This window comes from Microbacterium sp. MAH-37 (genome assembly GCF_009758255.1).
Taxonomy (GTDB): domain Bacteria; phylum Actinomycetota; class Actinomycetes; order Actinomycetales; family Microbacteriaceae; genus Microbacterium.
Genome location: NZ_WSEN01000009.1, coordinates 327,563 through 344,059 on the forward strand (window position 1 = coordinate 327,563; position 16,497 = coordinate 344,059).

Genomic DNA, 16,497 nt, shown 5'->3' on the forward strand with positions numbered 1-16,497 from the left:
CGGATGCCACGGGCGAGCTGCTCACTCCACGATGTACTGATCCGTGTTCGTGTAGGAGATCGAGTCGGCGAGTGTGCCGACCAAGCCCATCGTCACGCGGAGCAGTCCGGGCCTGATGTCGTCCAGCGCAGGCGGCGTGTCGAGTCCGAGAGTCAGCGTCTCGCCGTTCCCCCCCTCTGCAGTGATCGAGCCGATGTACACGGTCACGTTCCCTCGCAGCGCCATCTTGTCGGCCTTGGTGACCAGACCTGGGCCGTCCGGCGGACGCACCGTCAGCGAGAAGCCGGTGATGGTGATGGCGTCCGCGCTGATCTTCAGCACGCGCACGTCCTTGCCGCTCGCCGTGGGCACGGTCACGATCCCGATGGACTTCAGACCGCTGAACGACAGCCCCTGCGATCCCATCTGAGCCGGGACGTCGGTGAACACCGGCGCGCCGGGATCGGGCTCTGCGACGACCGGTGTCGGTGTGGGCGTGGGGACCGCGCCCTCCGCGCCCTCCGTGCCGGGAGCCGCCGGCTGTTCCGGAGCGGGGGTCCCGGCCGCCGGATCACTCGGTGAGGGCGATGGACTCGTGGTCGGATCGGGCTCGGCCGGTTTCGGGCAGAGCCACGGGAGCACGTCGCAGAATCCGGCGTGCCGCGCATTCGTCGGCGCCGCCGCGGCGCCGACCGTCAGCGGCATCACCAGTGCGCAGACCGCCAGAGCGGCCGCCGCGAGCCTCACGCGGCGCGCCGTCACGAGGCGACCCCTCCGTCGGGCGAGGTGTCACCGACCGCGGCCGCCTTGCGCGGCATCCAGGCCACCACCAGCACGCCGCCTACCGACGCCATGATCATGCCGATCAGGAACCCGCCAAGGTTCACGCCGATCAGCGAGTACAAGGCGACCGCGAGCGCGAGGACGCCGTAGAACACGTGGTGCACGGGCATCGTGATCGCCAGGGCTCCGAGCAGCAGCAGGGCGACCGGGATGATCGTGGCCTGAAGCCCCTCGATCCCGAGCTGCACGTGCAGATGGCCGATGTCGAGCTGGCCGGAGAAGAACATCTCCACACCGGCCACGGCGATCAGCAGCCCGCCGATGAACGGACGACGCTTCGCCCAGCCCCGGAACCGCCGCCAGCCGCCCAGCGGCACCGTCTCGTCAGCGGACGCCTCGCCGTCTGCGAGCAGGGACTCGAGTTCCGCAGCATCCGCGTCGGCGCGCGCCGACGCGCGTCGCTCGCGGCGTGACGACATCGTCCCGTCCAGATCCTCGCTGTCAGCCATCGGATGAGCTCCGCTCAGAAGCATCCCTTTGATCCGTCCGTCAGCTCCAGGCTCATGCCGGTGAGCGTGAACACCGAGGCCTGCGTGCTCCACGCGGTCTGCTGCAGTCCCTTGATCGAGACGGTGTCGGCGTCCTGGGCGAAGTCGCCGGCGGTGCCCTTCGCGTCCGTGCCCACGGTCGACGCGTCCACGCCGATCCGGATGTGCCCGAACGACGCATCGCCCTTCAGACCGGTCATGCCGATCTGAAGGTCGGAGGCGGATGCCGGGGCGTCGCCGCCGCCGGCCTTGATCAGCACGCCGACCTTGCCGAGCGGGGTCTCTGTGACGACCGACTGGCAGAGGTCCGCCAGGGTCGCGCTCTTGATGTTCGCGATCGCGACGGTGTGCTTTCCGCCCTCGGAATCGGTCGCGACGCCCGCGTACTGCGAGAAGCCGGTGCCCTCCAGCTGGCTCGCGCTGATCTGGAACTGGCTGCCGGACACGGCGAACGAGACCGGCACCTGTCCCTGAGCCACTCCTCCCATGAGGACCGCGGCGGCGATCCCGACGGGGACGGCGGCCAGCGCGATGCGCCCGCCGTGCGTGGTGGTCAGCTTCGAGAACTTCATGGTGGGCTTCTTCATCGATCCTCCTGGGGTGAGCATCCTCGTTGACGCGACTACGAGCATAACCCCCATTGACTCATAGTCAATAACGTCCGCCGATAGGATTTCGGCATGCCCGTCGAGCGTCGCGTCCGTCTCACCCCGGATGAGCGCCGTGCTCAGCTCGTCGCCGCTGGCGTGAACTTCCTCAGCGACCATCCGCTGGACGAACTGACGATCGACGAGCTCGCCGAACGCGCCGGCGTCTCCCGCGCGCTGATCTTCCACTACTTCGACACCCGTCAGGGCATGCACCGCGCCGTCGTCACGACGGCGCGTGACGCACTGCTCACCGCCACCGCTCCCCGGCCCGAACTGCCGGCCCGCGCGCGCGTGCATGACACGCTGGAGCGCATCGCGATGTTCGTGCGCGAGCACCGCGGCACCTTCTTCTCACTGGTGCGAGGCGTCGCCAGTGGCGACCCCGCCGTGCGCGCGGTCGTCGACGAGTCCCGCGAGAAGAACGCCGCGCACCTGCTGGAGGCGCTCCTCGAAGTCGGCGAACCGGATTCGCGCGCACTGCGGATCACCCTGCGCGCCTGGGTGTCCTTCGCCGAGGAGATCTTCGTCACCCTCGCCGTCGACGACGATGCCGACCGCGACGCCGTGGTCGCCTTCCTGGAGCGCTCGCTCGAAGCGGCCGTCGTCGCGGCGCGTGGCACGGAGCTCTGAGGCTCAGCTCAGTTCGAGACGCATCAGCACGCGGGGGAAACCGTCGAGGACCGACCCGGTTTCGGCCGCCTTGGTGAAGCCCGCGCCCTCGAACAGCGACCGCGTGCCGACGTAGGCCATGGTGAGATTCACCTTCTCACCGGCGTTGTCGACCGGGTACCCCTCGATCGCCGGCGCACCGCGTTCCCGCGCATAGGCGACGGCACCGTCGATCAGCGCGTGCATGACGCCCTGCTTGCGATATCCGGGACGCACCCGGAAGCACCACAGCGACCACACGTCGAGGTCGTCGACATGCGGGATGAGGCGGTTGCGCGCGAAACTCGTGTCGCGCCGGGGATGCAGCGCCGCCCAGCCCACCGGCTCTCCGTCGCCGTAGGCGATGACCCCGGGCGGCGGATCCTGGTGGCACAGTTCGCGGACCTTCGCGGAGCGGTCAGGTTCACGCAGCTTTCGCGCCTCCGTGCTTCCCAGACGGTAGTTCAAGCAGAAGCAGACGTTCGATGTCGGCTTCTGCGGTCCGATGACCGCGGCGACGTCATCGAACTCGGTGGCGGGGCGAACCTCGATCTCCATGCCGACAGTCTGCCAGCGGCATCCGACATCAGGAGTCCTGCACCGCAGGTCCTGAGCGAGGAGCGCGGCGACGAGACGAAGGGGCGTTCAGTATCCGGATGAGCGGAGGACATCCAGGGCGTGCTGGAAGTCGGTGGGATACGGCGACTCGAACTCGACCCACTCCCCCGTCGCCGGGTGCGTGAACGCCAGCTGGTGCGCGTGCAGCCACTGCCGGGTCAGGCCGAGGCGCTCGGCCATCTTCGGGTCGGCGCCGTAGAGCGGGTCGCCGACGCACGGATGGCGGTGCGCGGCCATGTGCACGCGGATCTGGTGCGTGCGGCCGGTCTCGAGGTGGATCTCCAGCAGCGAGGCGCCGGGGAACGCCTCGAGCGTCTCGTAGTGCGTCACCGAGGGCTTGCCGTCGGGCACGACTGCGAACTTCCACTGGTGGTGCGGATGCCGCCCGATCGGGGCGTCGATCGTGCCGACGAGCGGGTCGGGGTGCCCCTGCACGACGGCGTGGTAGATCTTCTCGACCGTGCGCTCCTTGAAGGCGCGCTTGAGAGCGGTGTACGCGGCTTCGGTCTTCGCGACCACCATCAGGCCGCTGGTGCCCACGTCGAGACGGTGCACGACCCCCTGACGCTCGGGTGCGCCGCTCGTGGCGACCCTGAATCCGGCTGCGGCGAGAGCACCGACCACGGTCGGCCCCTCCCAGCCGAGTGACGGGTGCGCGGCGACGCCGGTGGGCTTGTCGACCACCACGATGTCGTCGTCGTCGTACACGATGCCCAGCTCGGGAACGGCGATCGGCACGATGCGCGGCTCCTCCTTGGGCTGCCAGTTGACCTCGAGCCAGCCGCCGCCGCGCAGGCGGTCGGACTTGCCGAGCATCACGCCGTCCTGGGTCACGCCGCCGGCCTCGGCGACCTCCGCCGCGAACGTGCGCGAGAAGCCCAGCATCTTCGCCAGCGCCGCGTCGACGCGGGCGCCGTCCAGCCCGTCCGGGACAGGCAGGGTGCGCGACTCCACGCTCAGCTCTCCGACGAGGCGGATGCCTCGGGCGCAGCGTCCTCGGCCGCGGCCTTCTCAGCGGCGGCCTTCTCAGCGGCGGCCTTCTCAGCGGCCTCGTGGTCCCGCTCGCGCGTGCCGTCGAACCGCATCCCGAACAGCACCAGCAGTGCGACCGAGATCATGCCTGTGACGATGAATATGTCGGCCACGTTGAAGATCGCGGGCATCATCCACGGCATCGAGATCATGTCGACGACCTCGCCGACCGGGAACCCGGGATCACGGAACAGGCGATCGGTCAGATTGCCGAGCACGCCGCCCAGCAGGCAGCCGAGCACGACCGCCCAGAGCCGGGAGTGCAGGCCGAATGCCTTCCAGATGATCACCACGGCGACGATCGCCAGCGCGATCGTGAAGATCCATGTGGCGCCCTTGCCGATCGAGAACGCGGCCCCGGGGTTGCGCACGTAGATCAGCTGCAGGAACTCGCCCAGGACGGGCACCGGCTCACCGTACGGCAGGTACGTGATGGTGAGGTACTTCACAAACTGATCGGCGGCCAGCACCACCGCCGCGAGAACCGCGACGATCGCACCGGCCGCCGACCGACGAAGAGGGCGACGGGTCAACGACTTACAGTCCGATGGCCGAGACCGGAGTCGAGTCCGTCGAGGCCGCACGCTGGTCGAGGTCGCGGAGCTGGCCCTCGATCAGGTTGCGCAGCTTGGAGCGGTAGTCGCGCTCGAACTCGCGGAGCTCGGTGATGCGACCCTCGAGCGTGTTGCGCTCGCGCTCGAGACGAGCGGACTGCTCACGCTGCTTCGCCTCGGCGTCGCGGCGGATGCGCTCCACCTCGGTCTGAGCATCGGCGATGAGCTGCTGGCGCTTGGCCTCGCCCTCGGCGACGTGCTCGTCGTGCAGACGCTGAGCCAGCTCGATGATGCCGGCGGTCGCGGTCGCGGAGCCGGTGACCTCGTGCGAGATCGGGGCCGCGGTGGCGGGAGCCGATGCCACCGGGGCGGCAGCGCGTTCACCGGATTCGTAAGCCGCCAGCTTGGCCTTCAGCTCGGCGTTCTCCTCGAGGGCCTTGCGCCACTCGATGACGATCTCGTCCAGGAAGTCATCGACCTCGTCCGGGTCGAATCCGTCCTTGAACCGAACGTGCTGGAACTCCTTGTGGACGACGTCATCCGGGGACAGTGCCATGGGTGGCTCCTCTTTCGATGAGTACGATGCGCCAGATGTCGAGCACTGGCGATGAATATCGGTGGCGCTTACCCGGGAGGCGCGCCTGGGTGCCAGCATAGTCCCCCCGCCTGTGACCTGTGACGGCAGGCTCTCAGCCGAAGATGGCGCGCACGATCGACATGAGGATGAGCACGCACAGCATGGTGAGGGCGAATCCGAAGTCGAGCGAGAGCGTGCCGATGCGCAGCGGAGGGATCCACTTGCGGAACATGCGGATCGGCGGATCGGTGACGGTGTAGACCAGTTCCGCCATCACGAGACCGGCGCCCTTGGGGCGCCATTCACGGTTGAACAGCGGGATGTAGTCCAGGATCAGCCGGACGAACAGCACCAGCAGGTACAGCAGCAGAAGAAGGTTGAGGATGCTGCCGATGAGGCCCAAGATGTTCAAGGCCGCGCGCGGTCAGGACTGATCGAAGCCGGCGGAGTCCGCCTGGGCGATGCCGCCGTGCCCGGAGACGGCGATGTTCTCCGGCGACAGCAGGAACACCTTGCTGGTGACCCGTTCGATGCGCCCGTACAGACCGAGCGACAGGCCGCTCGCGAAGTCGATCAGGCGGCGCGCGTCGGCGTCGCTCATCTGCGAGAGGTTGATGATCACCGGGATGCCGTCACGGAAGTTCTCCGCGATCAGCTGGGCGTCGCGGTACTGCTTCGGGTGCACGGTCAGGATCTCGTTCACGGCGCCTCCCGCCGGCTGACGGACGGCCGTGGGCCGACGCAGAGGGGTGACCGGGGCGGGCGCCTGCTCCTCGCGCTCGCGCTCGCGCTGCGGGCGCGACGCGGGAGCCGACTGCTGCGGCGCCTCGTCCTCGTAGACCTCTTCCTCATCGGCGAGGCCGAGATACACCATGGTCTTCTTCAGCGGGTTTCCCATCGTGTCCTCCGGTTGGTCGTCTGGGCCTGGTTCGAGGTTAACCCCGGTCGGGGTGCGGATCGGTGATTCACCCGCCGATCCTCCGGGTGTGTCGCGCGGCCGTTCCGCCGGAGCGGCGACGGCCGCGCGACGCGTAGTCACTTCAGGAACTCGGGGATGTCGAGGTCGCTGTCGTCGTCGACGGCGGGCTCGAAGCTCATCGCCGGGACGACGACCTTCTTCTCCTCCGCCGGGGCGACGACCTCGGTGTTCTCCACGCGCACCTCGGGCAGGGGCGCCGCGGGGCGCTCGACCACCATCGGCTCGAGGCGCTGGGTCGGCTCGCCGCCGTCGAAGCCCGCCGCGATCACCGTGACGCGCACCTCGTCGCCGAGGGTGTCGTCGATGACCGTACCGAAGATGATGTTCGCCTCGGGGTGCGCGGCCTCCTTGACGAGGTCGGCGGCGTCGTGGATCTCGAAGATGCCGAGGTTCGATCCACCCTGGATCGAGAGCAGCACACCGTGCGCGCCCTCGATGGACGCCTCCAGCAGCGGGGACTCGACCGCGAGCTCGGCGGCCTTGATGGCCCGGTCGGCGCCACGCGCCGAACCGATGCCCATCAGCGCCGACCCCGCACCCTGCATCACCGACTTGACGTCGGCGAAGTCGAGGTTGATGAGACCGGGCGTGGTGATGAGGTCGGTGATGCCCTGAACACCCGCGAGGAGCACCTGGTCGGCGGTGGCGAAGGCCTCGATCATCGAGATGCCGCGATCGCTGATCTCGAGGAGGCGGTCGTTCGGCACCACGATGAGCGTGTCGACCTCTTCCTTCAGCTTCGCGACGCCCGCCTCGGCCTGGCTCTGACGGCGGCGACCCTCGAACGAGAACGGCTTGGTCACGACACCGATGGTCAGCGCGCCGATCGACTTGGCGATCCGTGCGACGACGGGCGCGCCGCCGGTTCCGGTTCCGCCGCCCTCGCCCGCGGTGACGAAGACCATGTCGGCACCGGTCAGCGCCTGCTCGATCTCCTCCGCGTGGTCCTCGGCGGCACGACGACCCACCTCGGGGTCGGCGCCGGCGCCGAGACCGCGGGTGAGCTCGCGGCCGACGTCGAGCTTGACGTCGGCGTCACTCATCAGCAGCGCCTGCGCATCGGTGTTCACGGCGATGAACTCGACACCGCGCAGGCCGAGTTCGATCATGCGGTTGACGGCGTTGACACCGCCACCGCCGACGCCGACGACCTTGATCACGGCGAGGTAGTTCTGGTTCTGGCTCATGGCCGGCCTCCGTTATGTCGAGCCTGAAGAAGGTGAACCTTAAACCTCAACTAGAGGTGTAAAGTATTTCCCGGTATTGCGTTCTCACGACTGAACGTAAGCGGCGACAGCCGCTGCGCCCCCAAGCGACACGGCGTTTCGCCGCTATCGACGCTGCAGAACGCGCGCTGCCGGGTCCGCAGCGCTCAGCCGACCACCGGGACCGTCGGCGACGAGACGTCGAAGGTCGTCGACTTCGGATTGTTCGCCATCAGCTTCGACAGGATCACCGACTTCGCGGACGACTCCTCTGCGCTCCCCCACAGCACCGTCCTGCCGTCGCCGAGGATGAGCGTCACGCTGTCCGGAGTGGACGCGCGCACCTCGGTGAGCGCCGTGCGCACCTCAGGGGGGAGCGAGCGCACCACCAGTCCGGCACTCTCGAATGCCGCGGTGCCCGCGCCTCCGGTGATCGTCAGCAGGGGCTGACCCTCCGGTCGGGCGTCCGTCGTCGAGAGGGCGACCCCCGCCGCGTCGACGAGCGTGTAGCCGGCATCCGAGCGCAGCACGCCGATCGGCGTGCGCTCGACGATCCGCACGGTCAGTTCGTGCGGCGGGCGCACCTCGAGCGCGTAGGTCTCGATCAGCGGGAACGCCATCAGCGCGGACTTCACCGCGCTGTCGTCGACGAGGGCGAGCGGCGTGCCGATCTGCCCGGACAGCGCCTGCTCGACCTGCTGCGCGTCCAACGACTTCGCGCCGACCACGGAGATGTCCTCGACGGCGAAGAGCGGGCTGTACGCCGCGGCCGCGGTGCCGAGCACGACCAGCAGCACCGCGCCGATCGAGGTGAGCCAGACCATCCGCCGCCGGCGGGAGCGCGAGGTGAACCGCCGGATCTCCGCGCGCAGCGCCTTGCGGCGGGCCCGCGCCGCGCGCCAGACATCCGCTCCGCTGACCTCCGCGGCCGGTGCCTGATCGCCCTCGACGTCCGGATGGATCGGATCGATCGGCGCCGTCACGTCGTCTGCGGCCGCGGATGCGTCGCCGCGCAGCGGCACCGGCTCCCGGATGGACTCGGTGCGAACCGACTGACGCGCCTGTTCCTCCGAAGCCGGGATCGGTGCCGGGCGTCGCATGTCAGGCCTCCGGAGTCCGCCGGAGGGAGTCGAGCACCTGCGGGATGATCTGGTAGACGTTGCCGCAGCCGAGCGTCACCACGACATCGCCGTCGCGGGCGAACCCGGCGGTGTAGTCCGCGGCATCCTGCCAGTCGGCGACGTAGTGCACATGGGCTGGGTCGGCGAACGCGCCGGAGACCAGTTCACCGGTCACCCCTGGCACCGGATCCTCACGGGCGCCGTAGACGTCGAGCATGACCGTGTGGTCCGCGAACTGCTCGAGCACCTCGGCGAACTCGCGGTACATGTGCTGCGTTCGCGAGTAGGTGTGCGGCTGCTGGATCGCGATCAGCCGGCCACCCCCGGTGAGCGTGCGCATCGCCTGCAGGGCGGCGCGCACCTCGGTCGGGTGGTGCGAGTAGTCGTCGTAGACGCGCACGCCCCGCTCGGCGCCGTGCAGCTCGAGACGACGTACGGTGCCGGCGAAGCCCTCGACGGCCCGCACCGCGTCAGCGAGTGCGTACCCGAGCGTCAGCAGCACCGCGACGGCGCCTGCGGCGTTGATCGCGTTGTGCGCACCGGGCACGGCCAGCTGCATCCGCGCGCTGTCCGCACCGCGCACGATCGTGGCAGCGACGGGACCGTCCGTGGCGATGACCGTCACGCGCACGTCAGCGTCCTCGGCCTCGCCGAAGGTGATCACGTTCGGATGGGTGAGACCGGCGTGCACGCGGAGTGCGCCGGCATCATCGCTGGAGATGACGACCGCCTCGGACGCCTCGTTGCCGAAGCGCACGAAGGCGTCGTAGAACGCGTCCTCATCGCCGAAGAAGTCCAGGTGGTCGGGGTCGACGTTCGTGATCAGCGCGATCGCGGTGTCGTAGAGCAGGAACGTGCCGTCGGACTCGTCCGCCTCGATCACGAACAGGTCGTCGGCCCCGGACGAGCTGGAGAGGCCGAGCTGCTCGATCACGCCGCCGTTGACGAAGTTCGGGTCGGCGCCCAGTGCCTGAAGTGCGGTGACGATCATGCCGGTCGAGCTGGTCTTGCCGTGCGCGCCCGCCACCGACACCAGGCGGCGCGAGCCGATCAGCCAGTGCAGCGCCTGCGAACGGTGGATGACGTGCAGTCCTCGCTCCTTCGCCAGCACGAACTCCGGATTCTCCGGCCAGATGGCGCCGGTGTGCACCACGGTGTCGGCATCGCCGAGGTGGGCGGCGTCGTGGCCGACGTGCACGGTCGCGCCGGCGGCCGCGAGTGCTCGGAGGTTGGCGCTGTCTGCGCGGTCCGAGCCGGAGACGCGGATGCCCGCGTCGAGGAACATGCGGGCCAGCCCGCTCATGCCGGAGCCGCCGATGCCGATGAAGTGCGCCGATTCGATGGTCTCGGGAATCGGGAGGGAGAGGTCGGGTCTGATCATGTCCTGCTCAGTCTACTTTTGCGGGCGCTTCGGCGGGCTCAGCGACCCGCTTGGCAGTCAGCGCCCCGCACGGTCGTCGCCGAGCGCGCGATCGATCATCGCCACGACGTTCTCGGTGCCGGTGCGCGTGCCGACCTTCTCCGCCGCCGCGGTCATCGCCGCGATGCGCTCCGGGTCGCGCAGCAGCGGGATCACCCGGTCGCGCACCGTGTCGGCGCTGAACGTCGCGTCGTCCAGCAGCAGCGCAGCCCCGGCCTCCACGGCGGACGCCGCGTTGAGCCGCTGCTCGCCGTTGCCCACCGCGTAAGGCACGTAGACGGCGGGGATGCCGAGGGCGGAGACCTCGCTCACAGTCGCAGAGCCCGCACGCGATACGATCACGTCGGCGAGGGCGAAGGCGAGATCCATCCGATCGAGGTAGCGACGCATGGCGTAGCCGGGCACCTCGGGGTCGACCCATTCGCCGCGCTCCCCCGTCGCGTGCAGAACCTGCCAGTCCGCAGCGAGCACGTCCGCCCAGGAGCCAGCGAGCGCCTCGTTCAGCCGCTGCGCGCCGAGCGATCCGCCGAACACCAGCAGCACCGGCTTCGCAGGGTCCAGCCCGAACAGGTCTGCGGCCTCGTCCCGGGCCGCGGCGCGGTCGAGTTCGACGACCTCGCGGCGCAGCGGCATCCCGACGACCTCACCGCGCTTGAGCGGCGTGCCGTCGAAGACCACACCGACGCCGGCTGCCCGGCGGGCGCCGAGCACGTTGGCGAGGCCGGGCTTGGCGTTCGCCTCGTGCACGACGAACGGCACGCCCTCACGGCGTGCGGCGACGTAGGCGGGGGCTGACGCGTACCCGCCGAAGCCGACGACCACGTCCACGTCGTGCTCGCGGATGTGAGAACGAACCTGCGCGATCGCCTTGCGGAAACGTCCGGGGAAGGCGGCTGCCTGCCTGTTCGGGCGTCGGGGGAACGGCACCTTGTCGACGATCAGCAGTTCGTAGCCCCGCTCGGGGACCAGACGGGACTCGAGGCCCTCCCTGGTGCCCAGCACCAGGACCGTCGCGCCGTCGCGCTCGCGGAGCAGGTCGGCGACGGCGAGCAGCGGATTGACATGGCCGGCGGTGCCCCCGCCGGCGAGAAGGTACGTGGTCACCCCGTGATGCTACCTGTGCGCGCTGGCGCGCGCCGCGGAGTACGCTGTGCGCGCTTCGCACCCGCTTCAGCCGCTGCCCCGGATGCCGGGATCGTGCGCGCGAACGCCAGCAGCACCCCGCACGCGAGCAGCACCGACAGCAGCGCCGTGCCGCCCTGGGACATGAACGGCAGCGGAACGCCCATCACCGGGAAGATGCGGATGACGACGCCGATGTTGAACAGTGCCTGTCCGACGATCCACAGGGTGATGCCGCCTGCGGCGACGCGGATGAACGGGTCGTCCGTCTTGCGGATGATGTGGAACGCCCCGACCGCGAAGGCGGTGAAGAGGCCGAGCACGAGCACGCAGCCGATCAGACCGAGCTCCTCGCCGACGATCGCGAAGATGTAGTCGTTTGCCGCCGCGGGCAGCCAGCCGTACTTCTCCTGCGAGTTGCCCAACCCCACGCCGAAGACGCCGCCAGAGGCCATGCCCCACATGCCGTGGGTGGCCTGGTAGCACTCGTTGGCGATGTCGCAGTCCTCGGGGTTGAACGCGGCGAGGATCCGCTTCATGCGGTTGTCGCTGGTGAACGCGTAGCCGAAGACCGCGACGGCGCCGAGCAGCAGCGGCAGGATGAACAGCCTCAGCCGGACGCCCGAGAAGAACAGGCACCCGAGCACGATCAGCACCATGACCATGGCCGTGCCGAGGTCGTTGCCCGCGACGACGGTGCCGATGGCCAGGGCGGAGACGGGGACGACGGGGATGAACACCTGGTGCCAGGTGTTCAGGCGAGTCTGCTTGCGCAGCAGCACGAAGGCGACCCAGATCGCGAGGGCGAGCTTGAGGAACTCCGAGGGCTGCATCGTGTAACCCGCGATCTTGATCCAGTTGCGGTTTCCCATGTCCTCGATGCCGAGCGGCGTGAACACGAGCAGCTGGAGGCAGAGCCCGAGCACGAGTCCCACCCACGCGAGCCTCTTGATCAGGCTCACCGGCAGACGGCTCACGAGGAACATCAGCGGGATGCCGATCACGGCGAACACGCCCTGCTTCAGGACCTCGTCGAGCGGCCCCTTCGTGGTGGTCGCGCTGGTCGCGGACAGGACCATGACCAGTCCGAACACCGTCAGCAGCAGCGCGGAGAACGAGATGAGCAGGAACTCCATCGGCATCGGCTGGAACAGCCGGCCGAGCGAGACGCGGGCGGCGAGGCCGCCGCGAGGAGATGCGGATGCGGCGGTGTCAGCGCGCTTCGGGTGAGCCGTCTGCGTCATCAGCGCTCCCCCGGTCGATCCAGTCCCGCACCGCCTCGGCGAAGCGGTGGCCGCGATCCGCGTAGCTCGTGAACTGGTCGAAGGATGCCGCCGCAGGAGCCAGCAGAACTGTGCCCCCGTCGACTGCGATCCCCGTCGCCAGTTGGACGACGCGGGTCATGACATCTCCAGTGTCTGCGGGGATCACCTCGTAGAGCGGCACACTCGGCGCGTGTCGCCGGAATGCCGCCAGCACCGGATCCCGGTCGACGCCGATCACGATCGCCGCGCCGGCGGTGCCGCCGACCTCGGCGACCAGTTCGGAGATGTCGACGCCTTTGAGGTCGCCGCCGACGACCCAGACGGCGCCGGGATAGGCCCGCAACGAGGAGGCCGCGGCATGCGGGTTCGTGGCCTTGGAATCGTCGACCCAGGTGATGCCGCCATGCTCGGCGATCACCTGGATACGGTGCGCGTCGAGGCGGAACGCCTGCAGGGCGCGGTGGACGGTCTCTGGCTCGATGCCCAGGGAGCGCGCCAGCGCGGAGGCGGCGAGGACGTTCTGCACGATGTGCGGCGCGGACAGCCCGACGCGGCGCAGATCGTCGAGCGTGGTCAGCTCGAGGGCGCTGTTGCGGCGGTCGTCGAGGAAGGCCCGGTCGACGACGATGCCGTCCACGACCCCCAGGTCGCTGGGTCCTGGCGTGCCGAGGTCGAACCCGATCGCTCGAGCGCCCTCGACGACGTCCGCCTCCTCGACCATGAGCCTGGTCGCCTCATCCGCCTTGTTGTAGACGCAGGCGACACGGGTGTTGCGGTACACCAGTGCCTTCGCATCGCGGTAGGCCTGTGCACTGCCGTGCCAGACGAGGTGGTCGTCGGCGAGGTTCAGGCAGACGGCGGCGTGCGGGTACAGCTCCGCCTCCGGCGCGGCGAGGCCCAGATACCAGAGCTGGTGGCTGGACAGCTCGACCACGAGCACGTCGAACCCGCCCGGGTCGCGCACCGCGTCGAGCACGGGCACGCCGATGTTGCCGCACGGCGCCGCGCGCAGCCCGCCCTCGGCGAGCAGCGATGCGGTCAGCTGCGTCGTGGTGGTCTTGCCGTTCGTACCGGTGATGAGCACCCAGTCAGCAGGCGTGCCGTCCGGACGCACGACCTTGTCGCGCACCCGCCAGGCGAGCTCGACGTCGCCCCACAGGGCGATCCCGGCATCCTGCGTCCAGCGGATCACCGGATGCGCGGGCGGGAACCCGGGCGAGGCGATCACCACGTCCGGCGTGAACTCGATCAGCGACGCCGGGGGCTCCGCGAGCGAGCCGAGCTCCAGTCGCGCGCCGATCACCGGCAGCAGACGCTGATACTCCTCCGATGCCGACTCGGAGAGCACGAGCACCTCTGCTCCGAGCTCGGTGAGCGTGTCGGCGACCGAGAATCCCGTCGTCGACAACCCGAGCACCGCCACCCTGAGCCCCGCCCAGTCGGCATTCCAGCTGGTCAGACCCTTCAGACGCGCGCTCATACGTGTGTCAGCCAGTCGACGTAGAACACACCGACGGCGGATGCCGCGAGCAGGCCGGCGATGATCCAGAGGCGCACGACGATCGTGACCTCCTGCCAGCCGCGCATCTCGAGATGGTGATGGAACGGACTCATCAGGAACAGCCGCTTGCCGCGCGTGATCTTGAAGTACAGGCGCTGCAGGATGACCGAGCCGCTGGAGAGCACGAAGACGCCGGCGATGAGCAGAAGAAGCAGCTCGGTGCGGGTGAGGATCGCCATCGCGGCGACCACGCCGCCGATCGCCATCGACCCGACGTCGCCCATGAACACCTTCGCCTTGGGCGCGTTCCACCAGAGGAAGCCGATCAGACCCCCGGTGAACGCCGCGGCTACGGTGGCGAGGTTGAGGGGCTCGCGCACCTCGTAACATCCGGCCACCGCGACGCCGATGCAGGACTGCTTGTACTGCCAGAACGCGATCAGCCCGTAGGAGCCGACGACGAAGATGCCGGAACCGGCGGCGAGCCCGTCCAGTCCGTCGGTGAGGTTCACGCTGTTCGAGGTCGCGACCCCGATCAGCGAGACCCACACCAGGTACAGGATCCAGCCCAGCACGGTGCCGAACGCCATCAGGTTCAGCCACGGGATGTCACGGAACAGCGAGACGTAGCTGCTGGCGGAGGTCTGGCCATAGCTGTTCTGGAACGCCGGCGCGAGTGCGACGATGCCGAACGGGATGAGAACCAGCAGCTGGCCGATCACCTTGCGCCAGCCGGAGAGGCCGAGGCTGCGCTGGCTGCGCACCTTCATGTAGTCGTCGATAAAGCCCACGACCCCGAAGCCGACCATGAGCCAGAGCACGAGGATCGCGGAGAGCGCCGGCTCGCTGCCGCCGATGTAGACGCCCGTGAAGTACCCGACGATCGTGCCCGAGATGAAGATCAGGCCGCCCATGCTCGGCGTGCCGCGCTTGTGGCCATGGCTCGGGTTGCTGATGTCCTCTGGGGTGCGGATGACCTGTCCCCAGCCGAGTCTCCGGAACAGGCGGAGGAAGACGGGGGTCAGGAAGAGCGAGAAGGCGAGCGATACCGCCGCCGCCATTAGCAGAGACCTCACGAGAACGATTCTCCCAGACGATCGCCGAGAAACCTCAGTCCCGCGGAGTTGGATGATTTCACGAGCACCAGGTCGCCGTCGCGCAGCTCACCGGTGAGGTAGTCGAAGGCGGCGTCCTGATCTGGCAGATGCACGGCCTCGCCGTCCCAGGACCCCTCGCCCACGGCGGCGAGGAACAGCCGGCGAGCCTCCGCGCCCACGACGACTATGCGCTGGATGTTCAGCCGGACCGCGAGCAGGCCGATCCGGTCGTGCTCCTCGCCGTCGACCTCGCCCAGTTCGCTCATCGCACCGAGCACCGCGACCGTGCGCTGACCGGGCGCGGCGATCTGTGCCAGCGTCCGCAGAGCGGCCGCCATCGCGTCCGGGCTGGCGTTGTAGGCGTCGTTGATGATCCGCACGCGGTCGCCGCCCATCGGCTGCATCCGCCAGCGTTCGGCGATCTCGACGGTCTCGAGGCGTTCGATGGCCGTGGCCGCCGGGACACCGAGGGCGCCCGTGGCGGCGATTGCAGCGAGGGCGTTCGACACATGATGCTCGCCGAGCACCTGCATCCGCAGCGGAAGCGTCTGGTCGCCCTCGTGCACGACGCAGGTCGTGCCCGAGGCCGAGACCTCGACATCCGAGGCCCGCAGGTCCGCGGCATCCGTCCGGCCGAACCCGACCACACGCATACCGCGCGATTCGGCGAGGGGACGCATCGCGGCCACCCGCGGGTCGTCGACGTTGAGCACGGCGGTGCCGCCGGGGCGGGCGGCCTCGATCAGTTCCGCCTTCGCCTGAGCGGTCTTCTCGATGCCGCCGAAGCCCCCGGCATGCGCCAGACCGACCATCAGCACGACGACGACATCCGGCTCGACGAGCCCGGCGAGCCGGGCGATGCTGCCCGCGCCGGAGGCGCCGAACTCGCTCACCAGGTACTTGGTGCTCTCGGTCACCCGCAGCATGGTAACGGGGGCGCCGACCTCGTTGTTGTACGAGTTGATCGGCGCGACCGTCTCGCCCTCGGCCTGCAGGATGCGGGCGACGAAGTTCTTGGTCGTCGTCTTGCCGTTGGAGCCGGTGATCCCCACGACGCGCAGGTCGCCCTTCGCGCGCACGCGGGCGACGACCTCCTTCGCGAGCGCGGCGAGAGCCTCGATCACGTCGGCGACGACGATCTGGCTGACGGCCTCGTCCACGGGGTGCTCGACGATCGCGAGCACCGCGCCGGAGGCGACGGCGGCACCGACGAAGCGATGCCCGTCGGTGACCTCCCCCGGCTTCGCGACGAAGACGGCGCCGGGCACCATCTTGCGAGAGTCGGTGTCGACCACGCCGGAGACGAGGGTCTCGGCGGTGTCTGATCCGTGCAGCCGCAGCTCACCCCCCAGGACGGAGGCGATCTCGGAGAGGGACAGGGCGATCATGACGAACTCC

The 16,497-nt window shown here is 69.3% G+C and carries 18 protein-coding genes; 1 reads left to right on the forward strand and 17 read right to left on the reverse strand.

Features of this window, described 5'->3' with window-relative positions; all coding sequences use genetic code 11:
• Positions 1-21: 21 nt before the first annotated feature.
• The 3 genes from GON06_RS13780 to GON06_RS13790 are packed head-to-tail and all read right to left on the reverse strand — an operon-like array spanning position 22 to position 1,882.
• On the reverse strand, positions 22-741 hold the full coding sequence (locus GON06_RS13780; RefSeq protein WP_157312825.1) for a hypothetical protein: 720 nt from the start codon (positions 739-741) through the stop codon (positions 22-24).
• A complete protein-coding gene (locus GON06_RS18810) occupies positions 738-1,271 on the reverse strand; it encodes a DUF6114 domain-containing protein (protein WP_232528469.1) in 534 nt (177 codons plus the stop codon). Before GON06_RS18810 ends, GON06_RS13780 begins: the two co-directional genes overlap by 4 nt.
• 14 nt (positions 1,272-1,285) lie before the next feature.
• Positions 1,286-1,882: a DUF6230 family protein gene (locus GON06_RS13790; protein ID WP_157312985.1), complete on the reverse strand. Its 597-nt coding sequence runs from the start codon at positions 1,880-1,882 to the stop codon at positions 1,286-1,288.
• Between the two features lie 108 nt (positions 1,883-1,990).
• Between GON06_RS13790 and GON06_RS13795 the strand changes: the two genes are divergently transcribed.
• Positions 1,991-2,590, forward strand: coding sequence for a TetR/AcrR family transcriptional regulator (locus tag GON06_RS13795; RefSeq protein ID WP_157312826.1), 600 nt, complete (start codon positions 1,991-1,993; stop codon positions 2,588-2,590).
• 3 nt (positions 2,591-2,593) lie between these two features.
• On the opposite strand, the gene GON06_RS13800 is transcribed toward GON06_RS13795, so the two are convergent.
• From GON06_RS13800 to GON06_RS13865, 14 genes are all read right to left on the reverse strand, one after another.
• A complete protein-coding gene (locus GON06_RS13800) occupies positions 2,594-3,166 on the reverse strand; it encodes a GNAT family N-acetyltransferase (RefSeq protein ID WP_157312827.1) in 573 nt (190 codons plus the stop codon).
• A gap of 87 nt (positions 3,167-3,253) precedes the next feature.
• A complete protein-coding gene (locus GON06_RS13805) occupies positions 3,254-4,180 on the reverse strand; it encodes an RluA family pseudouridine synthase (RefSeq protein WP_332837552.1) in 927 nt (308 codons plus the stop codon).
• 2 nt (positions 4,181-4,182) lie between these two features.
• Positions 4,183-4,791, reverse strand: a complete 609-nt coding sequence (gene lspA, locus GON06_RS13810) for a signal peptidase II (RefSeq protein ID WP_157312828.1) — start codon at positions 4,789-4,791, stop codon at positions 4,183-4,185.
• A 4-nt stretch (positions 4,792-4,795) separates the two neighbouring features.
• Positions 4,796-5,368, reverse strand: coding sequence for a DivIVA domain-containing protein (locus tag GON06_RS13815; RefSeq protein WP_157312829.1), 573 nt, complete (start codon positions 5,366-5,368; stop codon positions 4,796-4,798).
• A gap of 133 nt (positions 5,369-5,501) precedes the next feature.
• A complete protein-coding gene (locus GON06_RS13820) occupies positions 5,502-5,801 on the reverse strand; it encodes a YggT family protein (RefSeq protein ID WP_157312830.1) in 300 nt (99 codons plus the stop codon).
• 12 nt (positions 5,802-5,813) lie between these two features.
• A complete protein-coding gene (locus GON06_RS13825; RefSeq protein ID WP_157312831.1) occupies positions 5,814-6,287 on the reverse strand; it encodes a cell division protein SepF in 474 nt (157 codons plus the stop codon).
• Between the two features lie 137 nt (positions 6,288-6,424).
• Positions 6,425-7,555 (reverse strand): cell division protein FtsZ, encoded by a 1,131-nt coding sequence (ftsZ, locus tag GON06_RS13830; RefSeq protein ID WP_157312832.1) that lies wholly within the window; start codon positions 7,553-7,555, stop codon positions 6,425-6,427.
• Between the two features lie 185 nt (positions 7,556-7,740).
• Positions 7,741-8,673 (reverse strand): FtsQ-type POTRA domain-containing protein, encoded by a 933-nt coding sequence (locus tag GON06_RS13835; protein ID WP_157312833.1) that lies wholly within the window; start codon positions 8,671-8,673, stop codon positions 7,741-7,743.
• A gap of 1 nt (position 8,674) precedes the next feature.
• Entirely contained in the window at positions 8,675-10,075 is a 1,401-nt protein-coding gene (gene murC, locus GON06_RS13840) for a UDP-N-acetylmuramate--L-alanine ligase (protein ID WP_157312834.1), read from the reverse strand.
• 57 nt (positions 10,076-10,132) lie between these two features.
• The gene (locus GON06_RS13845) at positions 10,133-11,218 is read right to left on the reverse strand and encodes a UDP-N-acetylglucosamine--N-acetylmuramyl-(pentapeptide) pyrophosphoryl-undecaprenol N-acetylglucosamine transferase (protein WP_332837553.1); all 1,086 of its coding nucleotides are present in this window, start codon (positions 11,216-11,218) and stop codon (positions 10,133-10,135) included.
• A complete protein-coding gene (gene ftsW, locus GON06_RS13850) occupies positions 11,215-12,480 on the reverse strand; it encodes a putative lipid II flippase FtsW (protein WP_157312835.1) in 1,266 nt (421 codons plus the stop codon). Before ftsW ends, GON06_RS13845 begins: the two co-directional genes overlap by 4 nt.
• On the reverse strand, positions 12,449-13,981 hold the full coding sequence (gene murD, locus GON06_RS13855; RefSeq protein WP_157312836.1) for a UDP-N-acetylmuramoyl-L-alanine--D-glutamate ligase: 1,533 nt from the start codon (positions 13,979-13,981) through the stop codon (positions 12,449-12,451). The genes ftsW and murD overlap by 32 nt, the downstream gene beginning before the upstream one ends.
• On the reverse strand, positions 13,978-15,078 hold the full coding sequence (gene mraY / locus GON06_RS13860; protein WP_332837555.1) for a phospho-N-acetylmuramoyl-pentapeptide-transferase: 1,101 nt from the start codon (positions 15,076-15,078) through the stop codon (positions 13,978-13,980). The genes murD and mraY overlap by 4 nt, the downstream gene beginning before the upstream one ends.
• Positions 15,075-16,487: a UDP-N-acetylmuramoyl-tripeptide--D-alanyl-D-alanine ligase gene (locus GON06_RS13865; protein WP_157312837.1), complete on the reverse strand. Its 1,413-nt coding sequence runs from the start codon at positions 16,485-16,487 to the stop codon at positions 15,075-15,077. Before GON06_RS13865 ends, mraY begins: the two co-directional genes overlap by 4 nt.
• Positions 16,488-16,497 lie beyond the last annotated feature (10 nt).